Here is a 24,582-nt window from a genome sequence, read left to right as displayed (position 1 = left end):
TACGAGCCTCGCGGTGAAAAGCTGAATCGGTCATTCCCGGAGTAGAACATGCCCTTTTCGACTCATTCGGTGGCGCTCGCTGGCGCCGCCCTGCTGCTTGCGTCGTGTGCCACCGCGCCAGCACCTGCGCCTGCACCCGCATCGTCCGTCGCCGCTGCCGCCGGTGCGACCAGCACGTCAACTGCCGCCGCGCCTGCTGCCGGGTCGGGCGCGCGACCTGCCGCCGCGCCCACGGCTACACCCGGAACACCACCACCACCGCGCCCGTTCGCCGACGTCATCAAGGATGCGAAGGAGCAGCCGGGCCTGTTCCCGCTGTGGAGCAAGGACGACAAGGTGTGGATTGAGCTGAAGCCCGAGCAGTTCGACCAGCTCTACTTTCTGCAGGCCAATCTGAGCCGTGGTGTGATGAGCGATTCGTCGGTGTCGATGGCGCGTGCCATGCTGCGCGGCAATATCGTCGCCTTCCGCAAGGTGGGCAACAACGTGCAACTGATCGCCCGCAACTTCAGCAATTACGCGAAGCCGGCAACGCCGATCGCGGTGGCCACGTCGGAAGGCACCAGCGACAGTCTGCTCGCCGCTGCGCCCGTCGCCAGTGCGCCGCATCCTGAGCGCAAGTCAGTGCTGGTGGAAGCCAATGCGCTGCTGCTCGGTGACATCCCGATGATCACCACCGCACTGGACACGACTTATCGTGCCGGCTACGCGCTGGATCGCCCGAATTCGTACTTCCGCGAGACGCAGTCGCGCGCCGACGCCACCACGTTTGACGTGACCGCGCACTTTGCCATCCCCAAGCTGCCCGTGCCCACGCCGACGCCGGTACCCAGCCCGGTGCCGCAACCGCGCCCGGTGAGTGGCGTGCCGGATGCGCGCAGCTTCTTCGTGGGCCTGTTCTACACGCTGTCAAAGCTGCCGGATGAGCCGATGCGTGCGCGCGCAGCCGACGGGCGGGTTGGCCACTTCAATCAGCGCATCTGGGACTTCAGCGACAACCAGGCCGCGTTTGCGCGCAAGTACGTGATCAATCGCTGGCGTCTGGAGAAGAAGGACCCGTCCGCCGCGCTGTCGGCGCCGAAGAAGCCGATCGTTTACTGGCTCGACAAGAACATTCCGCTCGAATATCGCGACACCGTGAAGGCGGGCGTGCTGGAGTGGAACAAGGCGTTCGAGAAGATTGGCTTCAAGGACGCGATCCGCGTCGAACAGCAGCCCGACGACGCCACCTGGAGCACCCATGAAACCGGCCGCGCTTCAGTGCGCTGGTTCGTCGATTACAACGATGGTGCGCTCGCGGTTGGCCCCTCGCGTGTGGACCCACGCACTGGCGAGATTCTCGACGCCGACATCACCATGGGCAATGGCTGGGTGACCTTGCCGCGTCGCCGCTCCGAGGCCCAGTATCCGCGCCCGATGCCAGCTGCAAACGCTGACGGCAGCGAGGCCGTGGCGACCTGGTTGCCGGGCGGTGCCGCCCGTACCCAGGCCTCGCGTTTGCCACGCGACCTCGGCGGTAGCGACGATGCCGCCTTTGAGCTCTGTTCCTACGGTCAATCGGCGATTGCCGAGGCCAGCTTCGCGCTGGATCTGCTGGCGCTGCGTGGCGGCGAAGCGCTGGACCCGAAAGAGGCCGAGCGCATCGTGCATGCCACGCTGAAAGACGTGACCACGCATGAGGTGGGCCACACGCTGGGCTTCCGCCACAACTTCCGCGCCTCGACCATCTACACCCAGGCGCAGATCAATGACCCGGCCTTCACCCGCGCCAACGGCATCGGCGGCTCGGTGATGGACTACAACGCCTTCAACGTTGCGCTCGACAAGGAACCGCAGGGCGAATACGTGATGAGCACGCTCGGGCCGTATGACTACTGGGCGGTGGAATACGCCTACAAGGAACTGCCGGCCGCCACCGAGAGCGCCGAGCTGCAGAAGATTGCCGCCCGCAGTAGTGAGCCGCTGCTCGCCTACGGCACTGACGAAGAAATTGCCGGCGATCTTGACGGCATGGACCCCGAGGTCAACCAGCGCGACGTCGGCGGCGATCCGCTCGAATTTGCGCGCCGTCGCGTGCAACTCTCGCGCGAGCTGTTCGACCGCCTGCAGGCGCGTGAGCTGAAGCCCGGCGAGGACTACGACATCCTCACCCGCAACTTCCAGAGCGGCTTGGCCCAGCTCGGGCTTGCCTTTGAGCTTGCGGGCAAGTTCGTTGGTGGCGTGGTCTATCGGCGCGATCAGGCCGGAAGCGGCCGTGCCCCGCTGGCGCCAGTAGCGGCTGACAAGCAGCGCGCCGCGTTGAAGCTGATCAACGACAACCTGTTCGCGGCCGACGGCTTCAACATCAAGCCCGAGTTTGCCAGCCGTCTGGTCGATAGCGCGCTGGAACGCGGCTTTACGCCGCCGCTGGATCGCTCGCTCGACGCCACCCTGCTTGGCTTGCAGACTGCCACCATGGATCGTCTGCTGTCGCCGCGCGTGGCGGAGCGCCTGCAGAATGCGCGCAACAAGGTTGCCAGCGGCACGCCGGTGCTCGGCCTGGACGAGCTCTACGGCAGCCTCACCCGCGCCGTCTGGGGCGAAGGTATCGCTACTGCGGACACCACGCCCGCGCGTCGTGCACTGCAGCGCGAACACGCGCGCCGGCTGGCGACCATCATCACCCGACCCGGCGTTGGCACGGCCGCTGGCGACGCCCGCGCGCTGCACCGCCTGACCGCCAAAACCCTCCTCGCCCGCGCCCAGCAAGCCAAAGGCAACAGCAAACTCGGCAACCAGACCCGCGCCCATCTCGACGAAATCATCGACACGCTGGACGCTGCGTTGAAAGCGCAAGCCTCGCGCACCGTCGGTTAGCGTACTGCCGCGCACTTGCTCCCGCCAATAAAAAAGCCACGACATCGTTGATGTCGTGGCAGCGGGGAGTAATCGAAATGTTCGCGCGGGGCCGGCCGGGCGCCGCGCAAACGGGGCTGCGGCTAGTGTGCGCGCAGCGGGCTCGGCGACGGGTCCAGCCAGTCGGCGGTTCGGCGCAAGCCGCGCACCACCGGGCAGACCACGGAGACGTAGACGGCGTGCGAGAAGGACTGCGTTTGCGCGTCCGCCGGTGCGGTCTCGACCGCCTGACCGATACGCAACGTAGCGGCGTCGGATGTAGCTTCCACCACGACCTGCCCGTGATTGCAGGGGATTGTGATGCGCTCGCCGGGGGCGACGAAAAAGTCCTGGGCACTGCCGGAGACGGTGACCCAGAGCGCCCCGGACAGCGCTTCGATCGAATTCACCTGCGCCGCCTGCAGTGCCAGCGCGCGGCCCTTGCCGAGCGTCCAGTCTTGCGTTGCGAGAGGGAATTGAAGGCTGTTCATGACTGTACTCCTTGCGGTCTGAAAGGAAACAAAACCTGTTTCCAGGATCGTATTTAAGAGGGATAATTCGGCGCCGTCCAACGAATTGATTGCAGTCGAGTCTGCGCAAAGCGCATGCATAACCTTCCCATGCTTTCCAGCAACCCGCGCAGCCGCCCTCTGACACTGGCCGGCTTGCGTGGCTTTGAGTCCGCCGCGCGCAATCTGAGTCTGACCAAAGCCGCGCAGGAGTTGAGCCTCACCCAGTCTGCCGTCAGCCGCCAGGTGCAGGGGCTGGAGGACGAGCTCGGCGTGCCGCTGTTCGTGCGCAAGGCGCGCGAGATCGCGCTGACGCCTGCGGGACGGGAGTTCCTGCCGCTGGTGCAACGGGTGCTGGCCGAGCTGGATGGCGGGGTCGATCGTCTGCGCCGCGATGTCAATTCGCCGCGGGTATCGGTGACTACCTTCGCGTCGTTTGCGTCGCTGTGGCTGATCCCGCGCTTGCCCGGCTTTCGTGCGCTGCGGCCGAACGCCGATCTCGACATCGGCGCTACTGACCGTGTGATTGATCTGGCGGTGAACGACATCGACGTCGCGATCCGCTACCTGCCGGCCGATGGCGCGCCGCCGGAAGCCACGCTGCTGATCGACGAGCTGCTGTTCCCGCTGGTGAGCCCGGACTACCTGCGCTCGGCGCAACCGCTGCGCTCGCTGGCCGATCTGAAGGCACACACGCTGATCGAATCCACCTACGGCGGTCGCGCCGAGTACCGCTCCACCTGGCCGGGCTTCTTCGAGGCGATCGGGCAGCCCGAGGTGAAGGGGCGCTCGAAGTTGAAGTTCGATTTCATCGCCCAGACTTTCCTCGCGGCACAAAGCGGGCAGGGGGTGGCGCTCGGGCGGACCTACGGCGCCGATGTGTTCATGTCGGGCGATCTGGTGCGTCCGCTGGATGTGGCAGTGGCCACTGGTGCCGGCTGCTACATGGTGGTCTCGGAGCGCTCGATGGCGCGCAGTGAGGTGCGCGCCTTCGTCGACTGGCTGCTGGGCGAGACGCGCAAATTCAACGCTGAACTCGACGCCTGGCTGAAACGCAGCGGCGCCGTCCCGGCAAAGCGGTCGTCGCGCAAGTAAGCGCGGCTGCCGGCGCCGCAATCGGCGGTTCGCCGTTCGGTCGGGAAATTCCGCACTCTGTCGCAGCGCGTCCAGCCGCCGGCAGGCGGCCATCGCACTGCCTCTACACTGCCATGTTGTCAACTGCGTTTCGGGTAGCAGCTTTTTGCTGGAACCGTTCACAGACCGGGGGTTGCGTTCGTTTTCGATCAATGTCGATATTGATCGAAATTTCGTTCTGAGCCCACGGCCGATGCGGATTTCACGATAAAGCTGATCCCGCCAATTCCGAGGACTCAATGAACTTCCGACTCCGCCTCCTGCCCGCCGCCCTGCTCGTCGCGGGCCTCGCCTCCTGCGCCACCGTCACGCCGCCAGCGTCGTCTTCGGCTGCGCCAGCCGCCGGCGCCGCTACAGCAGCGGCGACACCGGCTGCCAATGGTGACAGCAAAGCCGTAGCCCCTGCGCCCGGCGCCCGCCCGGCAGGCGCATCCGCTGCCGCTGGCGCGCCCGGCACGCCGCCGGCGCCGAAGCCGTTCGCCGACGTGATCAAGGACGCCAAGGAAGAAAAGGGCTTCTTCGCCACCTGGCGCAAGGACGACAAGGTGTGGATCGAGATCCCGGAAGCAATGTGGGAGCGCCCGTTCTTCTTCTCGGTCAACGTCACCCACAATATCGGTGACGCCGGCCTGTTCGGCAACCAGATGGGCGGCTTCCTCGCGGCCGGTCGCGGACAGTTCGTGGCCAGCTTCCGCAAATTTGGCCCCAACGGCGTGCAGCTCATTGCCCGCAACATCGCGCACACCGCCGCCAAGGATGCCCCGATCCGCCATGCGGTGGAACGCAGCTTCTCCGACAGCCTGATTGGCAGCGTCAGCGTTGCCAGTGCACCGCATCCCGAACGCAAGAGCGTGCTGATCGAAGCCAACGCGCTGTTCATCAACGACTTCCCGATGGCCGCGCAGCAACTGGAGCAGACGTTCCGGCAGTCGTATTCCTTCGACGACAAGAACTCGAGCATCGAGAAAGTGCGCAACAGCGAGACCGAGACCGGCTTCAACGTGCGCGCCCACTACCGTCTCGGCCGCGTCGCCCTGCCGCCGCCGACGCCGGCGCCGGGGCAGCCGCTGCCCAAGTACCCGAGCACACTGCCGGACATCCGCTCGCTGTTCATGGGCTACTACTACGGCTTCTCACAGTTGCCGCAGAGCCTCATGCGTCCGCGCGAGGCCGATCCGCGCGTCGGCTACTTCACCGCCAACGTGAACGACTTCAGCAACCCCGACAAGCGTGAGACGAAGAGCCGCTACATCATCCGCTGGCGTCTCGAGAAGAAGGACCCGACTGCAGCGCTGTCGGAGCCGAAGCAGCCCATCGTCTACTGGCTCGACAAGAACATCCCGACCGCCTACCGCAAGGCGGTGAGTGACGGCATTCTCGAATGGAACAAGGCTTACGAAAAGATTGGCTTCAAGAACGCCGTCGTCGTCAAGCAGCAGGGTGACGACGATGATTTCGACACCTCGGCCACGCGCTTTGCGTCGATCCGCTGGGTGGCTGGCAACGGCATCCAGTTCGGCGCCCGCGGCCCGAGCAAGGTGGACCCGCGCACCGGTGAAATCCTTGATGCCGACATCGAAATGAATGAGGACATCACCCGCCTCTACAGCGCACGAGTCAGCGAAGACCCGCCGCGCCCCGTTGGCAGCGCGCTGGCCTCCGGCCTGATCCGCAACTCCGGCGAACTGTGCGCCTATGCCGATAACAAGCTCTCGGAGGCTGCCTTCGCGCTGGACCTGCTGGTGGCCCGCGGTGACTTCGAATACGGCTCGCCACAGGCTGAATCGTGGATCATGGACGCGATCAAGGACATCACTGCCCATGAAGTGGGCCACACGCTCGGTCTGCGCCACAACTTCAAGGCCTCGATGGCAGTGACGCCGGAACAGTTGCGCGATCCGAAGTTCGGCGCTGAAGTGGGCGTGTCCGCTTCGGTGATGGACTACAACGCGCTCAACATCGCCACCAGGGACGAGCGTCAGGGCCAGTATTCGATGGTCACGGTCGGCCCGTACGACATCTGGGCCATCGAGTACGGCTACAAGGAAACCACGCCCGAGACCGAGAAGGCCGAGCTGGCGAAGACGCTCTCCCGCGCGCTGGAACCGCAGCACGCCTACGCCACCGACGAAGACGCCGGCTTCATGCCGATCGTCGAAGGTATTGACCCGGAAGTGAACCGCAGCGATTTGTCGAGCGATCCGCTTGGCTTCTACGAGAAGCGTTTCGCCGTCATCCGTGAGCTGTGGGATCGCGTACAGGCGAAAGAGCTGCCGGCTGGCACCAAGTACGAGCAGTTGCGCCGCAACTTCCAGCGCGGCTTCCTGCTGATGGGCCAGGTCAGTGAGCTGGCAGCGAAGTATGTCGGTGGCGTCACCGTGTTGCGCGATGTGGCTGGTAGTGGCCGGCAACCGCTGACCCCGGTGGACGCCGACAAGCAGCGCCGCGCACTGAATCTGCTGGCGAAAAACCTGTTCGCCGTGGACTCGTTCAAGTTCAAGCCGGAGTTCCTCGGCAAGCTGACCCCGGACTTTGACGCGCGTTGGGATTCAGTGTCTGAGGACGACGTCGGTATCCCGTCGGTGGCGCCGATTGATCAGTCGGTTGCTGGCCGCGTGTTCGCGTTGCAACGCGCAACGCTGGGCCAATTGATGCGCGACAGCGTGGCGGTACGGCTCGTGGTGGCACCGGAGAAACTGGCTGACAGCAGCAAGGCGCTCGGCTTGCCGGAACTCTATGGCACGCTGCAGAAGTCGATCTGGAGCGAACTCGGCAGCGGTGCCAGCATCAGCATGATGCGGCGCAACCTGCAACGCGAGCATGTGCGCCTGCTGGCGGAAGCGGTGTCGAAGCCGAGCCCCGCCGCACCGGCCGATGCACGCAGCCTGCGCCGCGAGTTCGCCGTCGATCTGCTGGCGCAACTGCGCAAGGCGGCGGCGAAGCCGGGCCTCTCGATCGAAAACCGCGCCCATCTGAACGAGTCGGTTGCGTTGCTCGACGGCGCATTGAAGGCGCAGATTGCCAAGGTGATTGGCTAGGCGGTTGCCTATGTCGGCGCTGAGTTGCGTTTTGCACGCGCCGGAGACACTTGGCACGAGGCGGCGGCTGGCCGTCGCCTCGCTAGCGATATTGTGCTTCGGCACAATCCCGGCGTACGCGGTTGACGCGCAGGCAGCGGTCGACCTGTCTGACTACTACATGTACATCTGCGGCGTGGATTTCAACATTTGCCCCTATGGTGTTGCGCATCGGACCGGGCCGCCCGTGGTCGTAGCGCCCGCATTGCCCAAGCCGGCCGCGAAGGTGACGAACGGCTACTTCTTCATTGAAGCCAGCAAATTTACGCCGAATCAGACGCATGTCTATCGGCCTTGGTACTTTGTACAGCCTGTTCCTTGCCGCATTGAGGCCACCACCCTCACGCGACCAGTAGTGCAGGGTACGGTAATTCGCGAGACGAACTACTGGCGTTGGGGCGGCGAGGGGTGTGGACCGAACTTCTTCATGACACCTAGCCCTGTGCGCTGGGTTCTCGACGACGAAATCACGCTCGGCGCCCCCATCCGCAAGCGTGCGCTGGACGGTGGCGAATTCGATGCATCACCCATGTCGGTTGTGCGGGCCGGGGCACCATGGGCAACGTACTTCTGGGGCTACAAGCTGGGACTCGTTGAGAGTCGGAGCGACTGGAACGATGCCAACCGCAGTAAGTTGCCTTCGGATTGGCCGGGCTTTCCACCATCAAGCGAGGACTTCAAACTCACCACCTTGCCACCGCCCTGGGTCGAAGGTGAAGTCACCGAGTACGTCAATACGGCAGACTTTCCCAGGCAGCCGGATGGGCAGTACTTCTACGCCGCCACCGACGCTGACCGCGCTGCACTCGACAGCATCGCCACCTGGCGGCGCACCGGCAACAGTTTCAAGCAGGGTGGCTACGTCAGCGTCTGCCGTTTCTATGGTGGCGCCAACGGCGGGCCGAACACCCACTTCTACAGCGCCAGCGACACCGAATGCAACTGGCTCAAGGGCGTGAGCTTCCTCGCCTACGAAGGCCAAACGTTTCGGGTGAACAAGCCACTGCCTTTGCCCGCCAGCGCACCCGCAGGCACACAACCTGGCTGCCCGGCCGGATCAAAACCGCTCTACCGGCTCTACAACAACGCCAGCGCACCGGGCAAAAACTACGTCTCGAACCATCGTTACGTGACCAGCCGCGCCACAGTAGACGCCGCTGTTGCCATCGGCTGGCTCGATGAGGGGGTGAGCATGTGTGTGCCGGAGTAGGGTGTGGCAGGGCAGGCGATACTGCCGGGCGATGACAATGAGAAAATCAGGCGGATGAAAGTCCGTCTGATTTTTTTTGTGCCGCTGTTGCTGCTGGTGGCCGCGGTTTCCCGTGCGCAATCGACGACGGTGGTCGTTGACGACAAGGGGCAGGCGGTGGAGAAGCCGCCGCTGCTCGCCGCCGCAACCGTTGCGGCAGTCACGGTGCCTGCGCCCGGCGGCCGAGCAGTTCGCCAAACTCTGCGCCAACACGCACGACCCCGCCGATTGCGGCAAGAAGATTGAGGCGACACAGCTCAGTCGCGGTGGCAGCCTGATAGGCAACGTCATCAAGCGCGATGGCAGCCTGCTCGCTGTCATGGTGCCTGGTGAGCCGCCATTTCTGTTCGAGGACAAACCGGGCGAGGCGGGGCCGAACTTCAGTTTCTACGGCTACTACGCAGCGTCGGATTCGGTGGTGCTGTACCGGGCTCAGGCCGACAAACTGGACTTTGTGCTGGTGCACCGTGAGACGAAGAGCACCACCGAGCTGCCGAACGAACCGTTTTTCAACAGCGATGGCCGCTACTTTGTAACCATCGACTTTTGCAAGGAAGGTTGCGAGAACCGGCTCGCGGTGTGGCGCTTCGAGCGTCGAGGTCCGGCGCGTGAACGCGTGTTTGCGCCGCGCACGCCGTGGACGGACGCTGGCGTGAGCTGGGGGGCGCCGCGCCGACTGATCGTCGACTACACCGAGAGCGGGCGCAACGCCTCAATCAATCTCGATCTGGGCGACCCGCGCTGGACGGTGTTGTTGCCGTAGGGCCTGCTTGGCAGGACGAAAGACGAATGACGAGTGACGAAATTACGATGATCGCCGAAGCGACGACGTCGGACGATGCGCTGCAGCATCGTCCGATCCGCAGTTTTGTGGTTCGCGCCGGTCGCATGTCGGCCAAGCAGGAGCGCGGTCTGACCGATGGCATGGCACGACACGGGGTTGCTTATGCGCCCGGCGTGATTGATTTCAGCGCTCTCTTTGGTCGCGTGGCACCGACGGTGCTGGAGATTGGCTTCGGGATGGGCATCACTACCGCCGACATCGCGGCTGCCCATCCGGAAATCAACTATCTCGCCGTCGAGGTGCATCCGCCTGGTGTGGGCAACCTTTGTAATCTGCTTGACGACAGGCAGATCCGCAACGTGCGGGTGATCCAGCACGATGCGGTGGAGGTGCTCAACCACATGATCGCACCGTCGTCGCTGGCGGGCGCGCATATTTACTTTCCAGATCCCTGGCACAAGAAACGGCACAACAAGCGCCGGCTGGTGCAGCCGCCGCTGGTTGCGCTGCTGGCGTCACGGCTTGCAGCAGGGGGCTATCTGCATCTCGCCACCGATTGGGTGCCGTACGCTGAACAGATGCTGGAGGTGCTGACCGCCGAACCGTTGCTGGTCAACACGGCGACCGACTATGCGCCGCGCCCGGAATGGCGGCCAGAGACCAAATTTGAGCGTCGCGGGCTCAAGCTCGGCCATGAAGTACGCGATCTGTTGTTCCGCCGGCAAGCTGCCGGCGACTGACTGCGTTATCGGCGGAAATCCTCAGCGCTGCGTGGCGCCGACGCAGGATTGAGTGGCGCGGTCACCTGCGGCAGGCCGGCAAACGCGGCATCCGGCGGGAACTCGCGTGCGCGCGCGATCACCCAGGCTGCGCGTTCATGCTCGCCGGCGCGTTGCAGTGCTCGTGCCCAGGCTGTGAGCAGCCGCTCGTCGAGCACATTGCGGATCGGCCGCGCGAACCACTCAAGCGGCGCCCGATCCCCCGCCAGCATGATCGCGGCGTAGTCACCGTACTGACCGTAGAGCGGGCTGGCGCGGGCAGCGGCAACGGCGTCAGCGCGCGCGCCTTGATCGTTGCCGGTGAAATGAATGGCCGACGCCTTGCTGTATTCGTGCACGCTCCAGCCTGTTGCGATCAACAGCAGCGTCGCCATGGACGCGATCAACCGCGCCGACGTCAATCTGGCGGCGGGCGCTGTGTTAGTGGTCGACGCTGCAGGCGCCGGCGGCGTTGCTGCCAGGTCGCGGGCAAGTGTTGCCAGCACAAATGCAGTGGGCATCAGAAAGTAGCTGAACCAGAGCGGGTATTCGAACAGGCTGTGTGTACCGATGCTGAGCAGCAGCAGGGCGGCAACGCCGATGCGGGCCTGCCCTGCGTTTGCGGACATTGCGCGCTGGACCCGTGCCGGCCAAAGTGCGACGATGACCAGCGTTGCAGCAGCGACTGTTACCGGGATACCGAGCTCTACGGCCAGATGCAAGGGCAGCGAGTGGGCATGATCGAATACGTCGGGAGCCCGGTCCGCGAATGGCGTCAGCGTCCATACAAAGTTGAGCTGCGCCCAGCCGACGCCCGCCCATGGATGCTGCATGATCAAGCCCAGCGTTTGCTGCCACAGCGCCAGACGCTGGGCGAGTGAAGCATCAGCGGTGTCGCGGCTGAACGCATGTTGTGCCGCCCAGCCGAGCAACGCCAGCAGCAGTATCACCAGTACGCCGGCGAGCCACGGCTGCCGGTGCCACTTGCCGTTACTTCGGCCATTGGCATCGTGTCTGTGGCGTGAACGCAGCCAGACGAACGCACCGATCATCGCGACCGCGACGAGACTGATGATTCCAGCCCGCGAGCCGCTGGCGAGCACGGCAAGCGTGAGCGTCGCGCAGGCTGAGAACCACAACAACGGCCAACGGCGCAGCAGACTGGTCGCGGCGACAAGGCCCCATACCATCAGCGTTGCCAGTTGATTGGGCTGGCGCAGATTGCCGCCGGCGCGCTCGTGGGGGCCGGCAAGCGAAGCGATCAAACGGTCATCGGCCCATGCCGGCGCGGCAGTCTGCACCAGCGCCACCAGCGCGTTGAGCAGTGCTGCGATCAGCAGACCGGCGAGCAGCCAGGACCAGGCACGGGCCAAGGTATGGTCGTCGAGGCGGAAAAGCACCACCCATGAGAGCAAAGCTGCGAGCGACAAATTGACTGCAATCGGCGCAGCAAGGAACCACGGGGTGACGCCGAGCAATGCATGGGCGAGCAGTGTCGCCAACAGCAACGCCCATACCAGTGACGCGGCGGCGCCCGGCAGCGTCAACTGCCGCCCACTGTTGCCAGAATGCAACGCGGCGATCAGCACCACCACCGCCCACAGGCCGCAGGACAGGGCCTGACTGACGAATGCTGGCTGCGGTGGCCGTTGCCAAGCCCAAACCAGGGGCAAAGCAACTGTCAGCAGTATCAGCAGCGAGAGCATGCGCTCACTTGTTTGCCTGGCGGCGGGATCGGTCTTGCCGCCAACAGTGGCTATTTGGCCAGAACCCTTTGCTTTAATGGGCTGAGAGCGTGTTTTACTTGATTGTCGACTCATGAAGAAAACAGCCGTCAGCCCTTACGCAGAAATCGTTTGCGCCAAAAGCTGTTACGACCAAGTAGCCTCGCCTACCGCCAAACATCGATGCAAAAATTGTCTCTGATTGGCGACACAACTGAATCTCAGTGAATGTGTGCGCTTGCTAACTTCGCGCAATGTCAGTTGCAGACAGAGGCGAGTCCTGTCACAATTTTGCAAACAGACAGGATTTTTCGTGCAAATCATTCTACGGGGGCTCGTCCGGAGGGTAGTGGTCGCTGCGTTGCTGGCGATGTCTGCTCACGCCTTCGCCGGACCGATAGGCTACTCGGTTCGTAGCGACGTTGACCGCAAGCTCTACCGTATCGATATGGCGACTGGTGTTGCCACCGACATCGGCGTTACCGGCTTCAGCAAGATTGAAGGCCTCGCCATCAGCACTACCGGCGAAATTTATGGCGTCAATCCATCGACTGCGCAATTGGTCAAATGCTCGGCCATTACCGGCGCCTGTGCGGCAGTGGGTACGCTCACCGGCCTGCCGCAACTGCAGGTCAATGCCGGACTGACGTTCGCCAGCAACGGCTCGCTGTACCTGGCAATGAACGCAGTTGTCTACCGCATTGATCCGGCTACGGCGGCCACTGCTGCGCTTGGCGGCTCCGGGCCTGCGCTGTCAGGGCTGGCCGGAGTAGCTCCGACCGCTACCTGCCCGTCGGGCTTGTTTGGCATGGGTGGCAACGGCGACCGCGGCAAGTTTTACTGCATCAATACCAATACAGGCGCGGCAACGCTGCTGGGTTCGTTAGGCACTTCGCCGCTGGACGTGGGGCTCGACGGCGATCCAGCCACTGGGGCGGTGTGGGGCATCAGCAACGATGAACCGGGGCAGGTTTTTGCGGTGGATCCAGTCTCACTGTCGGTGAGCAACGTCAACACGGTGACGCTCGCAGGCAAGGCGATCGGTGGTTTTGAAAGCCTGGCGATTGCCCGCACAGGTACCGCTGCAGTGGGCGACCCGGTCATAGAACCAGCCGCTGCTGCAATCCCTGATATTCCGACACTGGGCCAATGGCCGTTAATGCTGCTGGCGTTGTTGCTGCCGCTGGCAGCGCTGGCTGTCACTCGGGCGCCAGTCACAAATTCACTTCGCCGGCACCGCTAGCAGGCAAACAGTTCGGCCAGCGCCGCGCCCGGCTCCGGTGCGCGCATGAACGCTTCCCCGACCAGGTAGGCATGTACACCACGCGAACGCATGTGCGTCACGTCGTCACGCGTCAGGATGCCGCTCTCGGTGATGACACGTTTGCCAACCGGAATGCGGGTCAATAGGTCAGTCGTCGTCGCCAGCGACACGTTGAACGTGCGCAGGTCGCGGTTGTTGATGCCGATGAGTGGTGTTTGCAGCGTGAGCGCTGCGTCGAGTTCCGCAGCGTCGTGTGATTCGACCAGCACCGCCAGGCCAAGCTCGATTGCGAGCGCCTCCAGCGCCAGCATCTGGTTCCACTCCAGCGCGCCGACGATCAGAAGGATGCAGTCCGCGCCCATCGCAGCGGCCTCGTACACCTGATACGCATCGACGATAAAGTCCTTGCGGATCACCGGCAGGCTGCAAGCGGCGCGCGCTTCGCGTAGATACGTTTCGCTGCCCTGAAAGTATGAACGATCCGTGAGCACGGAAAGACAGGCGGCACCGCCGGTTTCGTAGCTCCTCGCAAGCTCGGCAGGAACGAAGCGCTCGCGCAGCACCCCTTTGCTGGGGCTGGCCTTCTTGATCTCCGCGATCACGCCGCTCCGACCGGAGGCGATCTTTGCTTCTATCGCTGCGGCGAAATCGCGGATATCCCCGGTGCGCTGCCGCGCCTCGGCTTCGGCGCGGATCGCCGACAGCGGCTTCAGGCGCATCGCAGCAGCGATCTCCTCGTGCTTGGTCGCGGTGATCTTGTTGAGGATGTCACTCATGGTTCCGTCCGTCGTGCTGGTCAAGCGCCAAATGGCTTGCTCTTGAACGATTGTGTGAGCGATGCCAGCTCATCGACTTTCTTGCGCGCGGCGCCACTGGCGATGGTGGCGCGCGCCAGCTCGATGCCGTCGCGCAACGTCTTCGCGATGTTCGCCGTGTAAAGCGCAGCACCCGCGTTGAGCAACACCACGTTCTGCGCCGGACCGGGCTCGCCCGATAACGCACCGAGCAGCATCGTCATTGATTCTTCCGGCGTATTGACGCGCAGATTGCGGGTTGCACTCATCGTGAATCCAAAGTCTTCCGGATGGATCTCATACTCGGTAATCTTGCCGTCCTTGAGCTCACCGACCAGCGTGCCAGCGCCCAGCGAGATCTCGTCGAGCGAATCGCGGCCGTGCACCACCATCACGTGCTGCGCGCCGAGACGCTCCATCACGCGAACCTGAATACCGACCAGATCGGTGTGAAACACACCCATCATGGTGTTTGGTGCGCTGGCCGGGTTGGTGAGCGGACCAAGGATGTTGAAGATCGTCTTCACGCCCAGCTCACGGCGGATTGGCGCCACTGCCTTCATTGCCAGATGATGATTCGGCGCAAACATGAAACCGACGCCAACCTCGCGGATGCACTGCGCAATCTGATCGGGGATCAGCATGATGTTGACGCCAAGTGATTCCAGCACGTCGGCTGCACCACTCTTTGACGACACGCCGCGATTGCCGTGTTTGGCGACTTTAGCGCCAGCCGCCGCAGCAACGAACATCGAAGCCGTGGAAATGTTGAAGGTGTGCGACAGATCGCCACCCGTACCGACGATGTCGATCAGGTTGGGTTCGTTGTCGATTGGTACTTTGGTCGACAGCTCGCGCATCACCATCGCCGCAGCGGTGATTTCACCGATGGTTTCCTTCTTGACGCGCAATCCCATGAGGAAGGCAGCAGCCTGCGCCGGCGAGAATTCACCCGCCATGAGCTTGCGCATGAGCGAAAGCATCTCATCATGAAAAATCTCGCGATGTTCGATGGTGCGCTGGAGGGCTTCGTTGATTGAAATGGGCATGATGGTGACCTACAGATTCAAAAAATTGCGCAACAGATCATGACCGTGTTCGGTGATGATCGACTCGGGGTGAAACTGCACGCCCCATACGGGCAACGTCTTGTGTCGCACGCCCATGATCTCGCCGTCGTCGCTTTCAGCAGTAACCGAAAGTACGTCTGGCAGCGTCGCACGTTCGATCACGAGAGAGTGATAGCGCACCACGGTGTAAGGGCTCGGGATCCCGGCGAAACAATCCTGCCGGTTGTGCGTGATGGTTGAGGTTTTGCCGTGCATCACGCGCTGGGCGCGAATGATGTTGCCACCGAACGCAGCGCCGATGCTCTGGTGGCCGAGGCAGACGCCGAGAATCGGCACCTTGCCGGCAAACGCCTTGATCAGCGGCACCGAAATGCCCGCCTCGTTGGGGGTGCAGGGGCCAGGCGACACGACGATGCGTTCGGGTTGCTTCGCTGCGACACCCGCGAGGTCAATGGCGTCGTTGCGCACCACCTCGACCTCGGCGCCGAGCTCGCCCAAGTACTGCGCAAGGTTGTAGGTAAAGCTGTCGTAGTTGTCGATGAGCAGGATCATCGCGCTGCTCCCTGGAAGTAATCCTTGACGGCTGCGACGAACGCATCGATGTCGTCACGCGAGACGTCAAGGTGAGTCACCAGCCGTGCCGCATAGACGCCCTGCATCAACATGCCGCGTTGTTTCAGAAATTCTTCCAGCGGTTCGGCGTGCGCATCAGGGACATTCAGGAACACCACGTTGGTTGCCTGCGCAGTGACGGTGAGCGCGCTCACCTCGCCGAGCCCGGCGGCGAGCCGCGCTGCATTGGCGTGATCGTCCGCCAGACGTTCGACGTTGTTCTCCAGCGCGTAGATGCAGGCGGCCGCCAGATAGCCCGACTGACGCATGCCACCGCCGAGCATTTTCCTCCAGCGCGCTGCCCGCTCAATGAACGCAGCGTCTCCCACCAGCACGGCACCGACCGGCGCACCGAGCCCCTTCGAGATGCAAAGGGAGGCGGAATCGAATGGCGCCAGCAGTTCGGCAATGCTGAGCCCGCTGGCAACGGCCGCGTTGAATGCGCGGGCGCCGTCAAGGTGAACATTGAGTCCCTTGCTGCGCGCAAACGTGGCGGCGTCAATGACGTACTGCTGCGGTAACACACGGCCGCCCCAGGTGTTTTCCAGCGCGAGCAGTCGGGTACGCGCAAAGTGGGTACCAAGGCCGGGGCCAAAAGGCTTGATGGCCGCGGCGATCTTGTCGATCGGGATCGTGCCATCGGACGCCTGTTCGATCGGTTGCGGCTGGATGCTGCCGAGCACTGCGGCGCCACCGCCTTCCCAGCGATAGGTGTGCGCCATCTGGCCAACGATGTACTCATCGCCACGCTCGCAGTGCGACATCAGCGCTGCGAGATTGCTCTGCGTCCCCGAGGGAAAGAACAACGCTGCCGGCTTTTGCGTCATCTCCGCCATCAGGGCCTGCAGGCGGTTGACGGTCGGGTCATCACCCCAGACGTCATCTCCCACTTCGGCCACGCTCATCGCGGTAAGCATGCCGGGCGTGGGGCGGGTGACGGTGTCGCTGCGCAGATCAATCACTTTGTTCATGCGGCACTCCCATCCAGACCACGTTGCACCATCTCAGCCGCTCGCAGGACGGAGCGCACCTTCTGCAGGGTTTCTTCCCATTCCTTCGTCGGCACCGAGTCATGCACGATGCCCGCGCCAGCCTGGGCGTAGAGCTTGCCGTTCTGGATCACGGCAGTGCGGATGGCGATGCACATGTCCATGTCACCCTGATAACTCATATAGCCGACGGCACCGCCATAGATGTTGCGCTTTACTGGTTCAACTTCATGGATGATTTCGAGCGCGCGGATCTTCGGTGCACCCGACAGCGTGCCGGCCGGAAAGGTGGCGCGCAGCACGTCGATGTTATTGGTGCCGGGTTTGAGGGTTGCCTCGACGTTGCTCACAATGTGCATGACGTGCGAGTAACGCTCGATAATCATCTTGTCCTTGACCACCACGCTGCCAGTTTTCGCAATACGACCGACGTCATTGCGACCGAGGTCGATCAGCATTACATGCTCGGCCACTTCCTTCTCGTCGGAGAGCAGGTCTTCGGCCAGCGCGTCGTCTTCCTCGCGCGTGGCGCCACGCTTGCGGGTACCGGCGATCGGGCGAACGGTCACGGTCTCGCCTTCCTTGCGCACCAGAATCTCCGGCGAAGCCCCAACGACGTGGAAGTCGCCGAAGTTGTAGAAGAACATGTAGGGCGACGGGTTCAGCGTGCGCATCGCGCGGTATAGCGAGATCGGCGGCTCCGGGAAGTCCATCACCATGCGCTGTGACGGCACCACCTGCATGCAGTCACCGGCGGCGATGTAATCCTTGCAGACCTTCACTGCCGCTTCGTACGCGGCCTGCCCCATTTGCGATTCGGCATTGACCGCCGTTGTTGCGTGCTGCAACGGCAGTCTGGCCGGCTCACGCAATTTCGCGCGCAACTCAGCCAGCCGCTCGTTGCCGCGCTGGAAGGCATCCGGCTTCGCCGGGTCAGCGTAGACGATCAGCGAGATGGTGCCCGAGAGGTTGTCAACCACCGCCAGCTCTTCGGTCAGCAGCAACAGGATGTCTGGTACGCCAAGGTGATCCGGCTTGGGATGCTTCTGTGCGAACAGGCCGAGCCGTGGCTCGATAAAGTGCGCGGTTTCAAAGCCGAAGTAGCCCGTGAGCCCCCCCGCAAAGCGCGGCAAGCCGGGCACGGTGGCGACCTTGAATTGCGCCTGGAAGGCAGCGATGTAGTCCAGCGGATCGGCAACGGTCTGCTTGCTCGGCCCGAGTGGCGTGATGTGAGTCACCTCGTTGCCGCGCACCTCGATGCGGGTGCGGGTGCGCAGGCCGATGAAGCTGTAGCGGCCGAACCGCTCACCGCCCACCACCGATTCCAGCAGGAAGGTGTAGCGGTCGTTGGCGAGTTTGAGGTAAATCGATAGCGGTGTATCGAGATCAGCAAGCGTCTGTTCGACGAGCGGGATGCGGGTGAAGCCCTGCTGGGCGAGCTTCAGGAATTCTTGTTCGGTCATGGTGCAACATGCTCCGGAGGGGAGGGATCGCCGCTTTCGTTGCGGCATCCAGTATCAGAGTCGGGTTCTTGTTGTTGCGGCGTCCGGGGGCCGGACGCATGCGCTCGCAACCAGCGCAAAGCATTGTTGGCAGGCTAACGCCACCAACCTCCAGAGCTTTGCCACCAGGAACGGACCGACGGGAACATGTTGTGAGCTTTTCGCTTTCAGCGCTCGCTACTCGTCAATCGAGCAACGCAGCAATGTCCGTAAATGTATCCACGATTGCGTTTGCGCGCAAATCGGCAAGATTTTCGCCCTCGCTGTAGCCATAGGTCAGCAGCACCACCGGCGAGCCCGCCGCCTGCGCGGCGCGGCTGTCATTGCCGGAGTCACCGACCATCAGCATCTGCGCCGGATGCACGCGATGCTGCCCGGCAGACCAGAAAATCATGCCGGGGTCGGGCTTGTTGGTGGCCAGCATGTCGCCGCAGACGATGTGATCGAAGTACTGGGTCAGATTAAAGTGTTTGAGCAGCGCCTCGCTGTAGGTCGTCCATTTGTTGGTGACGACCGACAGCGGTAACCCGCGATCGCGAAATGCATTGAGCCCTTCCAGCACGCCGGGGTAAATCGACGTGCTGTCGGCAATGTGCTCAAAGTAGAACTGCCGGTAGAGCATCAGCGCATGCTCCAGCTCGGCATCACTCGGCTCGCGGCGCAGCGCGTGGCGCAGCGACTTGCCGACGTGGGCCATCAGGCCCTTGCCAACGAAGGTCTTGACCAGATCAATCGGCAGCGGCTCGTGGCCCATCTCGTCAAGCACCAGATTGACCGATGCGCAGAGATCGGGAATGGTGTCGAGCAGTGTGCCATCGAGATCGATGGCGATGGCTTTGATGTGGTGCAGACTCATGATGTTGTGTTTTGCAATCGGTGCGGTGTCAGGCTGGCTCGGGACTCACCATTTGCCGTAGTGTTGCACGACAGCTCGCCACAATGCCGCCCGCTCGTTGCCCATCGTTCCTTCTCCGACCTTGGCGTGCTCGCTGGCGGCAAGATGAACCATCACCAGACGGTGCGCGGGATCTACGAATATCGCCTGGCCGTGAATGCCCAGCAGCATGAAACGCCGCGCCCGCGAATTCTCCAGCCAGAAGTAGTTGCTGTACCCGTAGTACGACGACGGATTTCGTGGACGGAACGCCGCAGCGACGCGATGCCAGTCCGTGCTGTCGAGCAGGAATTCACGCGGAATGACCTGTTTGCCGGTGTCGGGCCGTTGACCGTCATTGGCAAGAACGATGCCCAGTCGCAAATAGTCACGAGGCAACGCGCGCACGCCGCCAGCGGCATTTTCCAGGCCGGCGCCGTCGAGGAACCAGGTTGCTGTACCCTCGGCCCCTATCGCCTGCCACAGCCGGGGCTCCAGATAACGGGCGAGACTCTCACGCGTCGCCGTCTGAAGCACCGCGCCGATCAGCGAAGTTTCAATGCTTGCGTAGTGGAATCGGGTGCCCTGTGGTGCCTCCCGAACGTTGAACGCTTTCGCACCGAGTACGACACCCACGCGATTGGCAGCCATCCGGAACTTCCCATGGTCGTCGCCTGGTTTGTACGTCTCCTCGTACTTCACCCCGGAGGCCATGTTCATGAGGTTTTGCAGCGTTGTCTCGCCGTAGGCCGTGCCGGTCAATTGCGGTAGGTAGGTTTGCGCCAGCGCATCGAAGCTCGGGATGAAGCCATCCGCTCTTGCCAACCCCATTCCCAGGCCGGTGATCGATTTGGCCATCGAATTCGAAAGAAAACGATGCTCGGCTGTCAATCCGAACTGATAGCGCTCAAACACGATTTCACCGTCTTTGGCGATCAGCAAAGCCATCACCGGATGACGCTGAAAATAGTCGTCAATCGAAAGCGACTTTCCTTGCAAATTCCATGTCAATGGCAGCGCTGTTCGCGGTGTCGCGAGAGGCATCGGTTGCGCGGACGGCTTCATTACATTCACCCGGACGCCTGGCCGGTCCTGCGAGTGCAGTGCGAGTTGCCAACGCTCCTCGGTCGTCAACGTGTGGCCGGCGACCGCATGATCACTGGTTGTTGCGCATCCGGCCAGCGCGGCGAAGATGAGCAACGTGCAAGCGTCGAACGCAGTTCTCATTCGCAGCCGCGCCGGAGCGTCTCGCGCAGAATCGTTCAAGGGCGCCGGGGCGGACATTTGCGATGGAACACTTGCGACGGCCGGTCAGTCGCGGCGTATCACGCGGATACGTGTGATGTCAGTGCGCTGCGCATATTGCGGATGGCAGCAGCGTAGTCGTTCGCACCGTAAATCGCGCTACCCGCCACAAAGGTATCGGCACCGGCCGCCGCAACTTTCGCGATGTTGTCGGCCTTGATGCCACCGTCGACTTCGAGCAGGATGGATTTACCGGACGCATCAATGCGCCGACGCACTTCGGCAACCTTTGGTAGCACGCCGTCGATGAATTTCTGCCCGCCGAAGCCGGGGTTCACGCTCATCAGCAGCACCAGATCAAGCTTGTCCAGCGTGTAGTCGAGGTAGGAAAGTGGCGTTGCCGGATTGAATACAAGGCCCGGCCGGCAACCGCAGTCGCGAATCAGCGCGATGGTGCGGTCGATATGCTCGCTCGCTTCCGGGTGGAAGCTGATGATGTTGGCGCCGGCCTTGGCGAATTCCGGGATGATGGCATCGACCGGCTTCACCATCAGGTGCACGTCGATCGGTGTTGTCCCCACGTGCGGCTTGATGGCGCTGCACACCATCGGGCCGATGGTCAGATTGGGAACGTAATGGTTGTCCATCACGTCGAAATGGATGAGGTCAGCACCCGCCGCGATCACGGCGCGCACTTCGTCGCCGAGGCGCGCGAAGTCGGCGGACAGGATGGACGGTGCGATCTGGTAGTTGCGAGACAATCTGAGATCCGATTGAGAGAGATACCGCCGCAGTGAACCGCTACAGCATCAAGGTTGATCCGACCCCATTTTACTTGGCCGATCAGAGCGATCCGGCCAACGATCAGTATGTCTTCGCGTATCACATTCGCATCGAGAACGTCGGCGAGGTGGCGGTGCAGTTGCTGTCACGGCACTGGGTCATCACTGATGCCGACGGCAAGGTTGAAGAAGTGCGCGGCGCCGGTGTCGTTGGCCAGCAGCCCAAGCTCGCACCCGGCGAGTCCTACGAGTACACCAGCGGATCGCAGTTCAAGACGCCGGTGGGGACGATGCAGGGCAGCTACCAGTTTGTGGCGGACGATGGCGTCAAGTTTGACGCGCCAATCCCGAAGTTCGTCCTGTCAGCGAAGCGGGTGCTGCACTGATCAGGTCTTCGGCGTCGTGTCAGAAGTGGGATTTTTGCCCGCTTCGGCGGCAGCTTTGGCATCGTGTTCAGCCAGCTTGCGGTGCCGTGAATCGCTACCGCGCACGACCCACCAGATGAGCGCAACAAACATGCCGCCGATGCCCAGCGTTTCCACCAGGAAAATCCAGAATCCGCTTTCGATCATGCCGAGATTTCCACGCTTTCCAGCCGTACCGTCGTGTGCCGCCATTGTAGGGACGCTCTGGCTGGCAGGATGTGCAACGCCACCGCCGGCACCGGTTCCGGCATCCGCTCCGGTACCGGTAGCTGCGACACCCGCGCCCACTCTCGCACCCGTTGCTGCTCCAGTGGCCCCACCCGTCGCCCCACCGGCGCCAGTTGTGGAACCCAAGGCCCGCTGGACACCCGCGCTGTTCGCCGACCTGCCTGGCTGGAAGGCCGATGATTTGCGGGATGTTCGTATTGCCTTCAGCGAAAACTGCAAAGGTCTGCGCAGCAAGCCGGAGTGGATCAGCGCCTGCTCCCGCTTTCCGTTCGACGGAACGGTTGCGAAGCAGCGCGAATTCATCGAGAGCGAATTCGTCCCCTACCAATTGACGCGTGCCGACGCCGAGGATCGTGGCCTGATCACCGGTTACTACGAACCGTTGCTGAAAGGGTCGCGCACCAGGACCGCGCGCTTTGGCGTGCCGCTGTATTCGCGCCCCGACGATTTGCTGGTCGTCGAGCTTGGCGATCTCTACCCGGAGCTAAGGGGCAAGCGGGTGCGTGGCCGTCTGATTGACACCCCCCAGGGCAAACGCGTGGTGCCTTACTTTGATCGCGCCCAGATCGACGTGAACGCGTTGACCGCCACGTCCAGCCTCAAGCCGCTCGCCTGGGTGGATGACGTTGTCGAGGCTTTCTTCCTGCAGATACAGGGCTCGGGACTGATCGAATTGGCGGACGGTTCGCGCATGCGTGTGGGCTATGCCGACCAGAACGGGCATCCGTTTCGCGGTGTCGGCCGCATTCTGGTGGATCGTGGCGAGCTCAAGCTCGAAGAAGCCAGCATGCAGGGCATCAAGGGCTGGATCGCGCGCAATCCGGACCGCGCGACGGCACTGCTGAATGAGAACGCGAGCTACGTGTTCTTCCGCGAGATTGACGCCAAACCCGCCGGGCCGCTCGGTTCGCTGGGCGTGCCGCTGACGGCGGAGCGATCAATTGCGGTTGACACGCGCTTCATCCCGCTGGGCATGCCAGTCTGGCTCGCGACCACTTGGCCAAATGCGCTGCTGCCGCTCAACCGCTTGATTTTTGCGCAGGACACTGGGGGCGCCATCCGTGGCGTGGTGCGTGCCGACTTCTACTGGGGCACCGGCCACAAGGCGGGTGAACAGGCCGGCCGCATGCGGCAGAACGCGAAAATCTGGGTGCTCTGGCCCAAGGGCACGGTGCCGCCGGCAACACCGTAGAAGCAGCTGGGCCGCGCCCGCGTCATGTTCAACACTTGATGCGTGCCGGTCAGGTCGCGGCACAGCCGCTCCTACAATCGGCGCATGAACACGCAGCGATTCACGAAATTCCTTGACTTCATGGACGCGCTGCTGGCGCGAACGTCAAGCGAGCCGGAAATTCTTGACCAGGGCGAGACGGCACTGAAGGCCCTGATTGCCCACGACGACTGGTTGCCCGCGGCGTACGCTGCGCCAAAGCCCGCCAAGTATCAGCAATACCTGCTCTACGCCGATCCAGCGCGCCGCTACAGCGTGCAGAGTTTCGTATGGGCACCGGGGCAGGGAACGCCGGTACATAACCACACGGTCTGGGGGCTGGTGGGCGTGCTGCGCGGTGAAGAGCGCTGCGAGGAATATCCGGTGCCCGGCGCCACGGCAATGCGCTGCGTGCACCAGCACCGATTGTCACGCGGCGGCGTGGACCGCGTATCGCCAACCATCGGTGACTGGCACGCAGTGAGCAATGCGCTTGCCGATGCGCCGTCAATCAGCATTCACGTCTACGGTGCAGACATCGGGCGCGTCACGCGCAGCGTGTGGGACACGGCGACACAGCAGGTGAAGCCTTTCGTGTCCGGCTACTCCAACGAAGCCCCCTGGATCGCCGCGCGATGAGTACCATCGAAGAGGGCGTGCTTCACCTCACCCGCAACGGCACCCACACGCACCTGACGCTCAACCGGCCGGACAAGGCCAACTCACTGGCGGCGCCGCTGGTGGTGGCGCTGCAGGCAGCGATCGACACCGCAAAACAGGACGGCACGACGGTGCTCACGCTGCGTGGTAACGGCCGCAACTTCTGCGGCGGCTTCGACCTGTCGAATCTCGACAACGAGAGCGACGACACACTGATCCCGCGCCTGATGGCGTTGGAGCGCATGCTGCAATCGCTTTACTACGCACCATTTGCCACCATTGCGCTGATCCACGGCGGCGCCTTCGGGGCTGGCTTCGATCTGGCCTGCGCCTGTGACTACCGGCTGGCGACCGCGGGTACGCGCTTTCGCATGCCGGGCTGGCGCATGGGGCTCGCCCTCGGTACTCGGCGCACGGCGCAGCGCGTGGGCGCCGAACGCGCCTTCGTGTTCCTGCGCGACGCGCTGGTGATCAACGCCGAGCAGGCACTGGCGCAGCAGTTCATCACCGAGATCGCCGATGAAGTGACCTGGTCGCGCCGCATTGACGAAATCGCCGCGACCAACGCCAAACTGCCGCCCAAGGCCTATGCGCAACTGAAGGCGATGCTGCAGACCAACACCGGTGAGGCAGACCTGCGCGACCTGCACGCGTCGCTGGTGGCGACGCCGCTGAAGCCGCGCATGCGGGCCTACGTCGCGTCACGCGAGTAACGGCTTTTTCTCGAAATCCGCATTCCAATTGGGCTTGAAACGCGAAAATAATAAAAGTCGATATTCGGGCAGAAAATAAAAAACGCCCGCATGCAGCGGGCGTTT

22 protein-coding genes are annotated in these 24,582 nt (G+C 63.1%); 11 read left to right on the top strand and 11 right to left on the bottom strand.

The window, feature by feature from the left end; genetic code table 11:
• The first annotated feature begins 48 nt into the window (after positions 1–48).
• Positions 49–2,856 carry a zinc-dependent metalloprotease gene (locus FKL89_RS18130; protein WP_156864128.1) on the top strand — a complete coding sequence of 936 codons (2,808 nt, stop codon included), beginning with the start codon at positions 49–51 and terminating at the stop codon, positions 2,854–2,856.
• A 122-nt stretch (positions 2,857–2,978) separates the two neighbouring features.
• Here FKL89_RS18130 and FKL89_RS18125 read toward each other — a convergent pair whose 3' ends face one another.
• Positions 2,979–3,365, bottom strand: coding sequence for a DUF2917 domain-containing protein (locus FKL89_RS18125; RefSeq protein WP_162527575.1), 387 nt, complete (start codon positions 3,363–3,365; stop codon positions 2,979–2,981).
• A gap of 129 nt (positions 3,366–3,494) precedes the next feature.
• On the opposite strand from FKL89_RS18125, the gene FKL89_RS18120 reads away from it, so the two are divergent.
• From FKL89_RS18120 to trmB, 5 genes are all read left to right on the top strand, one after another.
• The gene (locus FKL89_RS18120) at positions 3,495–4,478 is read left to right on the top strand and encodes a LysR substrate-binding domain-containing protein (protein ID WP_238363423.1); all 984 of its coding nucleotides are present in this window, start codon (positions 3,495–3,497) and stop codon (positions 4,476–4,478) included.
• 278 nt (positions 4,479–4,756) lie between these two features.
• Positions 4,757–7,555, top strand: a complete 2,799-nt coding sequence (locus FKL89_RS18115; RefSeq protein ID WP_156864125.1) for a zinc-dependent metalloprotease — start codon at positions 4,757–4,759, stop codon at positions 7,553–7,555.
• Positions 7,556–7,565: 10 nt separating this feature from the next.
• Entirely contained in the window at positions 7,566–8,804 is a 1,239-nt protein-coding gene (locus FKL89_RS18110; RefSeq protein ID WP_156864124.1) for a hypothetical protein, read from the top strand.
• 190 nt (positions 8,805–8,994) lie between these two features.
• Positions 8,995–9,606 (top strand): hypothetical protein, encoded by a 612-nt coding sequence (locus FKL89_RS18105; RefSeq protein WP_156864123.1) that lies wholly within the window; start codon positions 8,995–8,997, stop codon positions 9,604–9,606.
• Between the two features lie 26 nt (positions 9,607–9,632).
• Positions 9,633–10,367, top strand: coding sequence for a tRNA (guanosine(46)-N7)-methyltransferase TrmB (trmB, locus tag FKL89_RS18100; RefSeq protein WP_156864122.1), 735 nt, complete (start codon positions 9,633–9,635; stop codon positions 10,365–10,367).
• Positions 10,368–10,372: 5 nt separating this feature from the next.
• Here the strand turns inward: trmB and FKL89_RS18095 are convergent, their stop codons facing one another.
• On the bottom strand, positions 10,373–12,091 hold the full coding sequence (locus tag FKL89_RS18095; RefSeq protein ID WP_162527574.1) for a PglL family O-oligosaccharyltransferase: 1,719 nt from the start codon (positions 12,089–12,091) through the stop codon (positions 10,373–10,375).
• Between the two features lie 331 nt (positions 12,092–12,422).
• Between FKL89_RS18095 and FKL89_RS18090 the strand changes: the two genes are divergently transcribed.
• Positions 12,423–13,352 (top strand): NHL repeat-containing protein, encoded by a 930-nt coding sequence (locus FKL89_RS18090; RefSeq protein ID WP_156864120.1) that lies wholly within the window; start codon positions 12,423–12,425, stop codon positions 13,350–13,352.
• Here FKL89_RS18090 and trpC read toward each other — a convergent pair.
• From trpC to rpe, 8 genes are all read right to left on the bottom strand, one after another.
• Positions 13,349–14,149 carry an indole-3-glycerol phosphate synthase TrpC gene (trpC, locus tag FKL89_RS18085; protein ID WP_156864119.1) on the bottom strand — a complete coding sequence of 267 codons (801 nt, stop codon included), beginning with the start codon at positions 14,147–14,149 and terminating at the stop codon, positions 13,349–13,351. The genes FKL89_RS18090 and trpC overlap by 4 nt on opposite strands.
• Before the next feature lie 20 nt (positions 14,150–14,169).
• Positions 14,170–15,216 (bottom strand): anthranilate phosphoribosyltransferase, encoded by a 1,047-nt coding sequence (trpD, locus tag FKL89_RS18080; RefSeq protein WP_156864118.1) that lies wholly within the window; start codon positions 15,214–15,216, stop codon positions 14,170–14,172.
• Between the two features lie 9 nt (positions 15,217–15,225).
• The gene (locus FKL89_RS18075; RefSeq protein ID WP_156864117.1) at positions 15,226–15,789 is read right to left on the bottom strand and encodes an anthranilate synthase component II; all 564 of its coding nucleotides are present in this window, start codon (positions 15,787–15,789) and stop codon (positions 15,226–15,228) included.
• Positions 15,786–16,811, bottom strand: coding sequence for a low-specificity L-threonine aldolase (gene ltaE / locus FKL89_RS18070; RefSeq protein WP_156864783.1), 1,026 nt, complete (start codon positions 16,809–16,811; stop codon positions 15,786–15,788). The genes FKL89_RS18075 and ltaE overlap by 4 nt, the downstream gene beginning before the upstream one ends.
• 5 nt (positions 16,812–16,816) lie before the next feature.
• Positions 16,817–18,301 carry an anthranilate synthase component I gene (gene trpE / locus FKL89_RS18065; protein WP_156864116.1) on the bottom strand — a complete coding sequence of 495 codons (1,485 nt, stop codon included), beginning with the start codon at positions 18,299–18,301 and terminating at the stop codon, positions 16,817–16,819.
• A 223-nt stretch (positions 18,302–18,524) separates the two neighbouring features.
• Positions 18,525–19,196 carry a phosphoglycolate phosphatase gene (locus FKL89_RS18060; protein ID WP_156864115.1) on the bottom strand — a complete coding sequence of 224 codons (672 nt, stop codon included), beginning with the start codon at positions 19,194–19,196 and terminating at the stop codon, positions 18,525–18,527.
• A 45-nt stretch (positions 19,197–19,241) separates the two neighbouring features.
• On the bottom strand, positions 19,242–20,441 hold the full coding sequence (locus tag FKL89_RS18055) for a serine hydrolase domain-containing protein (protein ID WP_238363422.1): 1,200 nt from the start codon (positions 20,439–20,441) through the stop codon (positions 19,242–19,244).
• A gap of 98 nt (positions 20,442–20,539) precedes the next feature.
• Positions 20,540–21,220: a ribulose-phosphate 3-epimerase gene (gene rpe, locus FKL89_RS18050; protein WP_156864113.1), complete on the bottom strand. Its 681-nt coding sequence runs from the start codon at positions 21,218–21,220 to the stop codon at positions 20,540–20,542.
• A 32-nt stretch (positions 21,221–21,252) separates the two neighbouring features.
• Between rpe and apaG the strand changes: the two genes are divergently transcribed.
• Positions 21,253–21,627: a Co2+/Mg2+ efflux protein ApaG gene (apaG, locus tag FKL89_RS18045; RefSeq protein ID WP_156864112.1), complete on the top strand. Its 375-nt coding sequence runs from the start codon at positions 21,253–21,255 to the stop codon at positions 21,625–21,627.
• Here apaG and FKL89_RS18040 read toward each other — a convergent pair whose 3' ends face one another.
• Complete coding sequence (locus tag FKL89_RS18040; RefSeq protein ID WP_156864111.1) at positions 21,628–21,813, bottom strand: hypothetical protein; 186 nt, start codon at positions 21,811–21,813, stop codon at positions 21,628–21,630. It lies immediately after the preceding gene.
• A 196-nt stretch (positions 21,814–22,009) separates the two neighbouring features.
• On the opposite strand from FKL89_RS18040, the gene mltA reads away from it, so the two are divergent.
• The 3 genes from mltA to FKL89_RS18025 all read left to right on the top strand — a co-directional run bounded on the left by mltA (position 22,010) and on the right by FKL89_RS18025 (position 24,477).
• Complete coding sequence (gene mltA / locus FKL89_RS18035) at positions 22,010–23,086, top strand: murein transglycosylase A (protein ID WP_238363421.1); 1,077 nt, start codon at positions 22,010–22,012, stop codon at positions 23,084–23,086.
• Between the two features lie 84 nt (positions 23,087–23,170).
• Positions 23,171–23,743: a cysteine dioxygenase family protein gene (locus tag FKL89_RS18030; protein WP_156864109.1), complete on the top strand. Its 573-nt coding sequence runs from the start codon at positions 23,171–23,173 to the stop codon at positions 23,741–23,743.
• A complete protein-coding gene (locus FKL89_RS18025) occupies positions 23,740–24,477 on the top strand; it encodes an enoyl-CoA hydratase/isomerase family protein (RefSeq protein WP_156864108.1) in 738 nt (245 codons plus the stop codon). Before FKL89_RS18030 ends, FKL89_RS18025 begins: the two co-directional genes overlap by 4 nt.
• The last annotated feature ends 105 nt before the right edge of the window (positions 24,478–24,582 follow it).

The sequence above is a fragment of the Casimicrobium huifangae genome (genome assembly GCF_009746125.1).
Classification (GTDB): Bacteria; Pseudomonadota; Gammaproteobacteria; order Burkholderiales; family Casimicrobiaceae; genus Casimicrobium; species Casimicrobium huifangae.
This window is presented reverse-complemented; position numbering and strand designations above follow the sequence as displayed.

Coding starts and splice junctions, on each gene's coding strand:
- FKL89_RS18130 (WP_156864128.1), top strand. CDS start 49: ATGCCCTTTTCGACTCATTCGGTGGCGCTCGCTGGCGCCGCCCTGCTG.
- FKL89_RS18125 (WP_162527575.1), bottom strand. CDS start 3,365: ATGAACAGCCTTCAATTCCCTCTCGCAACGCAAGACTGGACGCTCGGC.
- FKL89_RS18120 (WP_238363423.1), top strand. CDS start 3,495: ATGCTTTCCAGCAACCCGCGCAGCCGCCCTCTGACACTGGCCGGCTTG.
- FKL89_RS18115 (WP_156864125.1), top strand. CDS start 4,757: ATGAACTTCCGACTCCGCCTCCTGCCCGCCGCCCTGCTCGTCGCGGGC.
- FKL89_RS18110 (WP_156864124.1), top strand. CDS start 7,566: ATGTCGGCGCTGAGTTGCGTTTTGCACGCGCCGGAGACACTTGGCACG.
- trmB (WP_156864122.1), top strand. CDS start 9,633: ATGACGAGTGACGAAATTACGATGATCGCCGAAGCGACGACGTCGGAC.
- FKL89_RS18095 (WP_162527574.1), bottom strand. CDS start 12,091: ATGCTCTCGCTGCTGATACTGCTGACAGTTGCTTTGCCCCTGGTTTGG.
- trpC (WP_156864119.1), bottom strand. CDS start 14,149: ATGAGTGACATCCTCAACAAGATCACCGCGACCAAGCACGAGGAGATC.
- trpD (WP_156864118.1), bottom strand. CDS start 15,216: ATGCCCATTTCAATCAACGAAGCCCTCCAGCGCACCATCGAACATCGC.
- FKL89_RS18075 (WP_156864117.1), bottom strand. CDS start 15,789: ATGATCCTGCTCATCGACAACTACGACAGCTTTACCTACAACCTTGCG.
- trpE (WP_156864116.1), bottom strand. CDS start 18,301: ATGACCGAACAAGAATTCCTGAAGCTCGCCCAGCAGGGCTTCACCCGC.
- FKL89_RS18060 (WP_156864115.1), bottom strand. CDS start 19,196: ATGAGTCTGCACCACATCAAAGCCATCGCCATCGATCTCGATGGCACA.
- FKL89_RS18055 (WP_238363422.1), bottom strand. CDS start 20,441: ATGAGAACTGCGTTCGACGCTTGCACGTTGCTCATCTTCGCCGCGCTG.
- FKL89_RS18040 (WP_156864111.1), bottom strand. CDS start 21,813: ATGATCGAAAGCGGATTCTGGATTTTCCTGGTGGAAACGCTGGGCATC.
- FKL89_RS18030 (WP_156864109.1), top strand. CDS start 23,171: ATGAACACGCAGCGATTCACGAAATTCCTTGACTTCATGGACGCGCTG.
- FKL89_RS18025 (WP_156864108.1), top strand. CDS start 23,740: ATGAGTACCATCGAAGAGGGCGTGCTTCACCTCACCCGCAACGGCACC.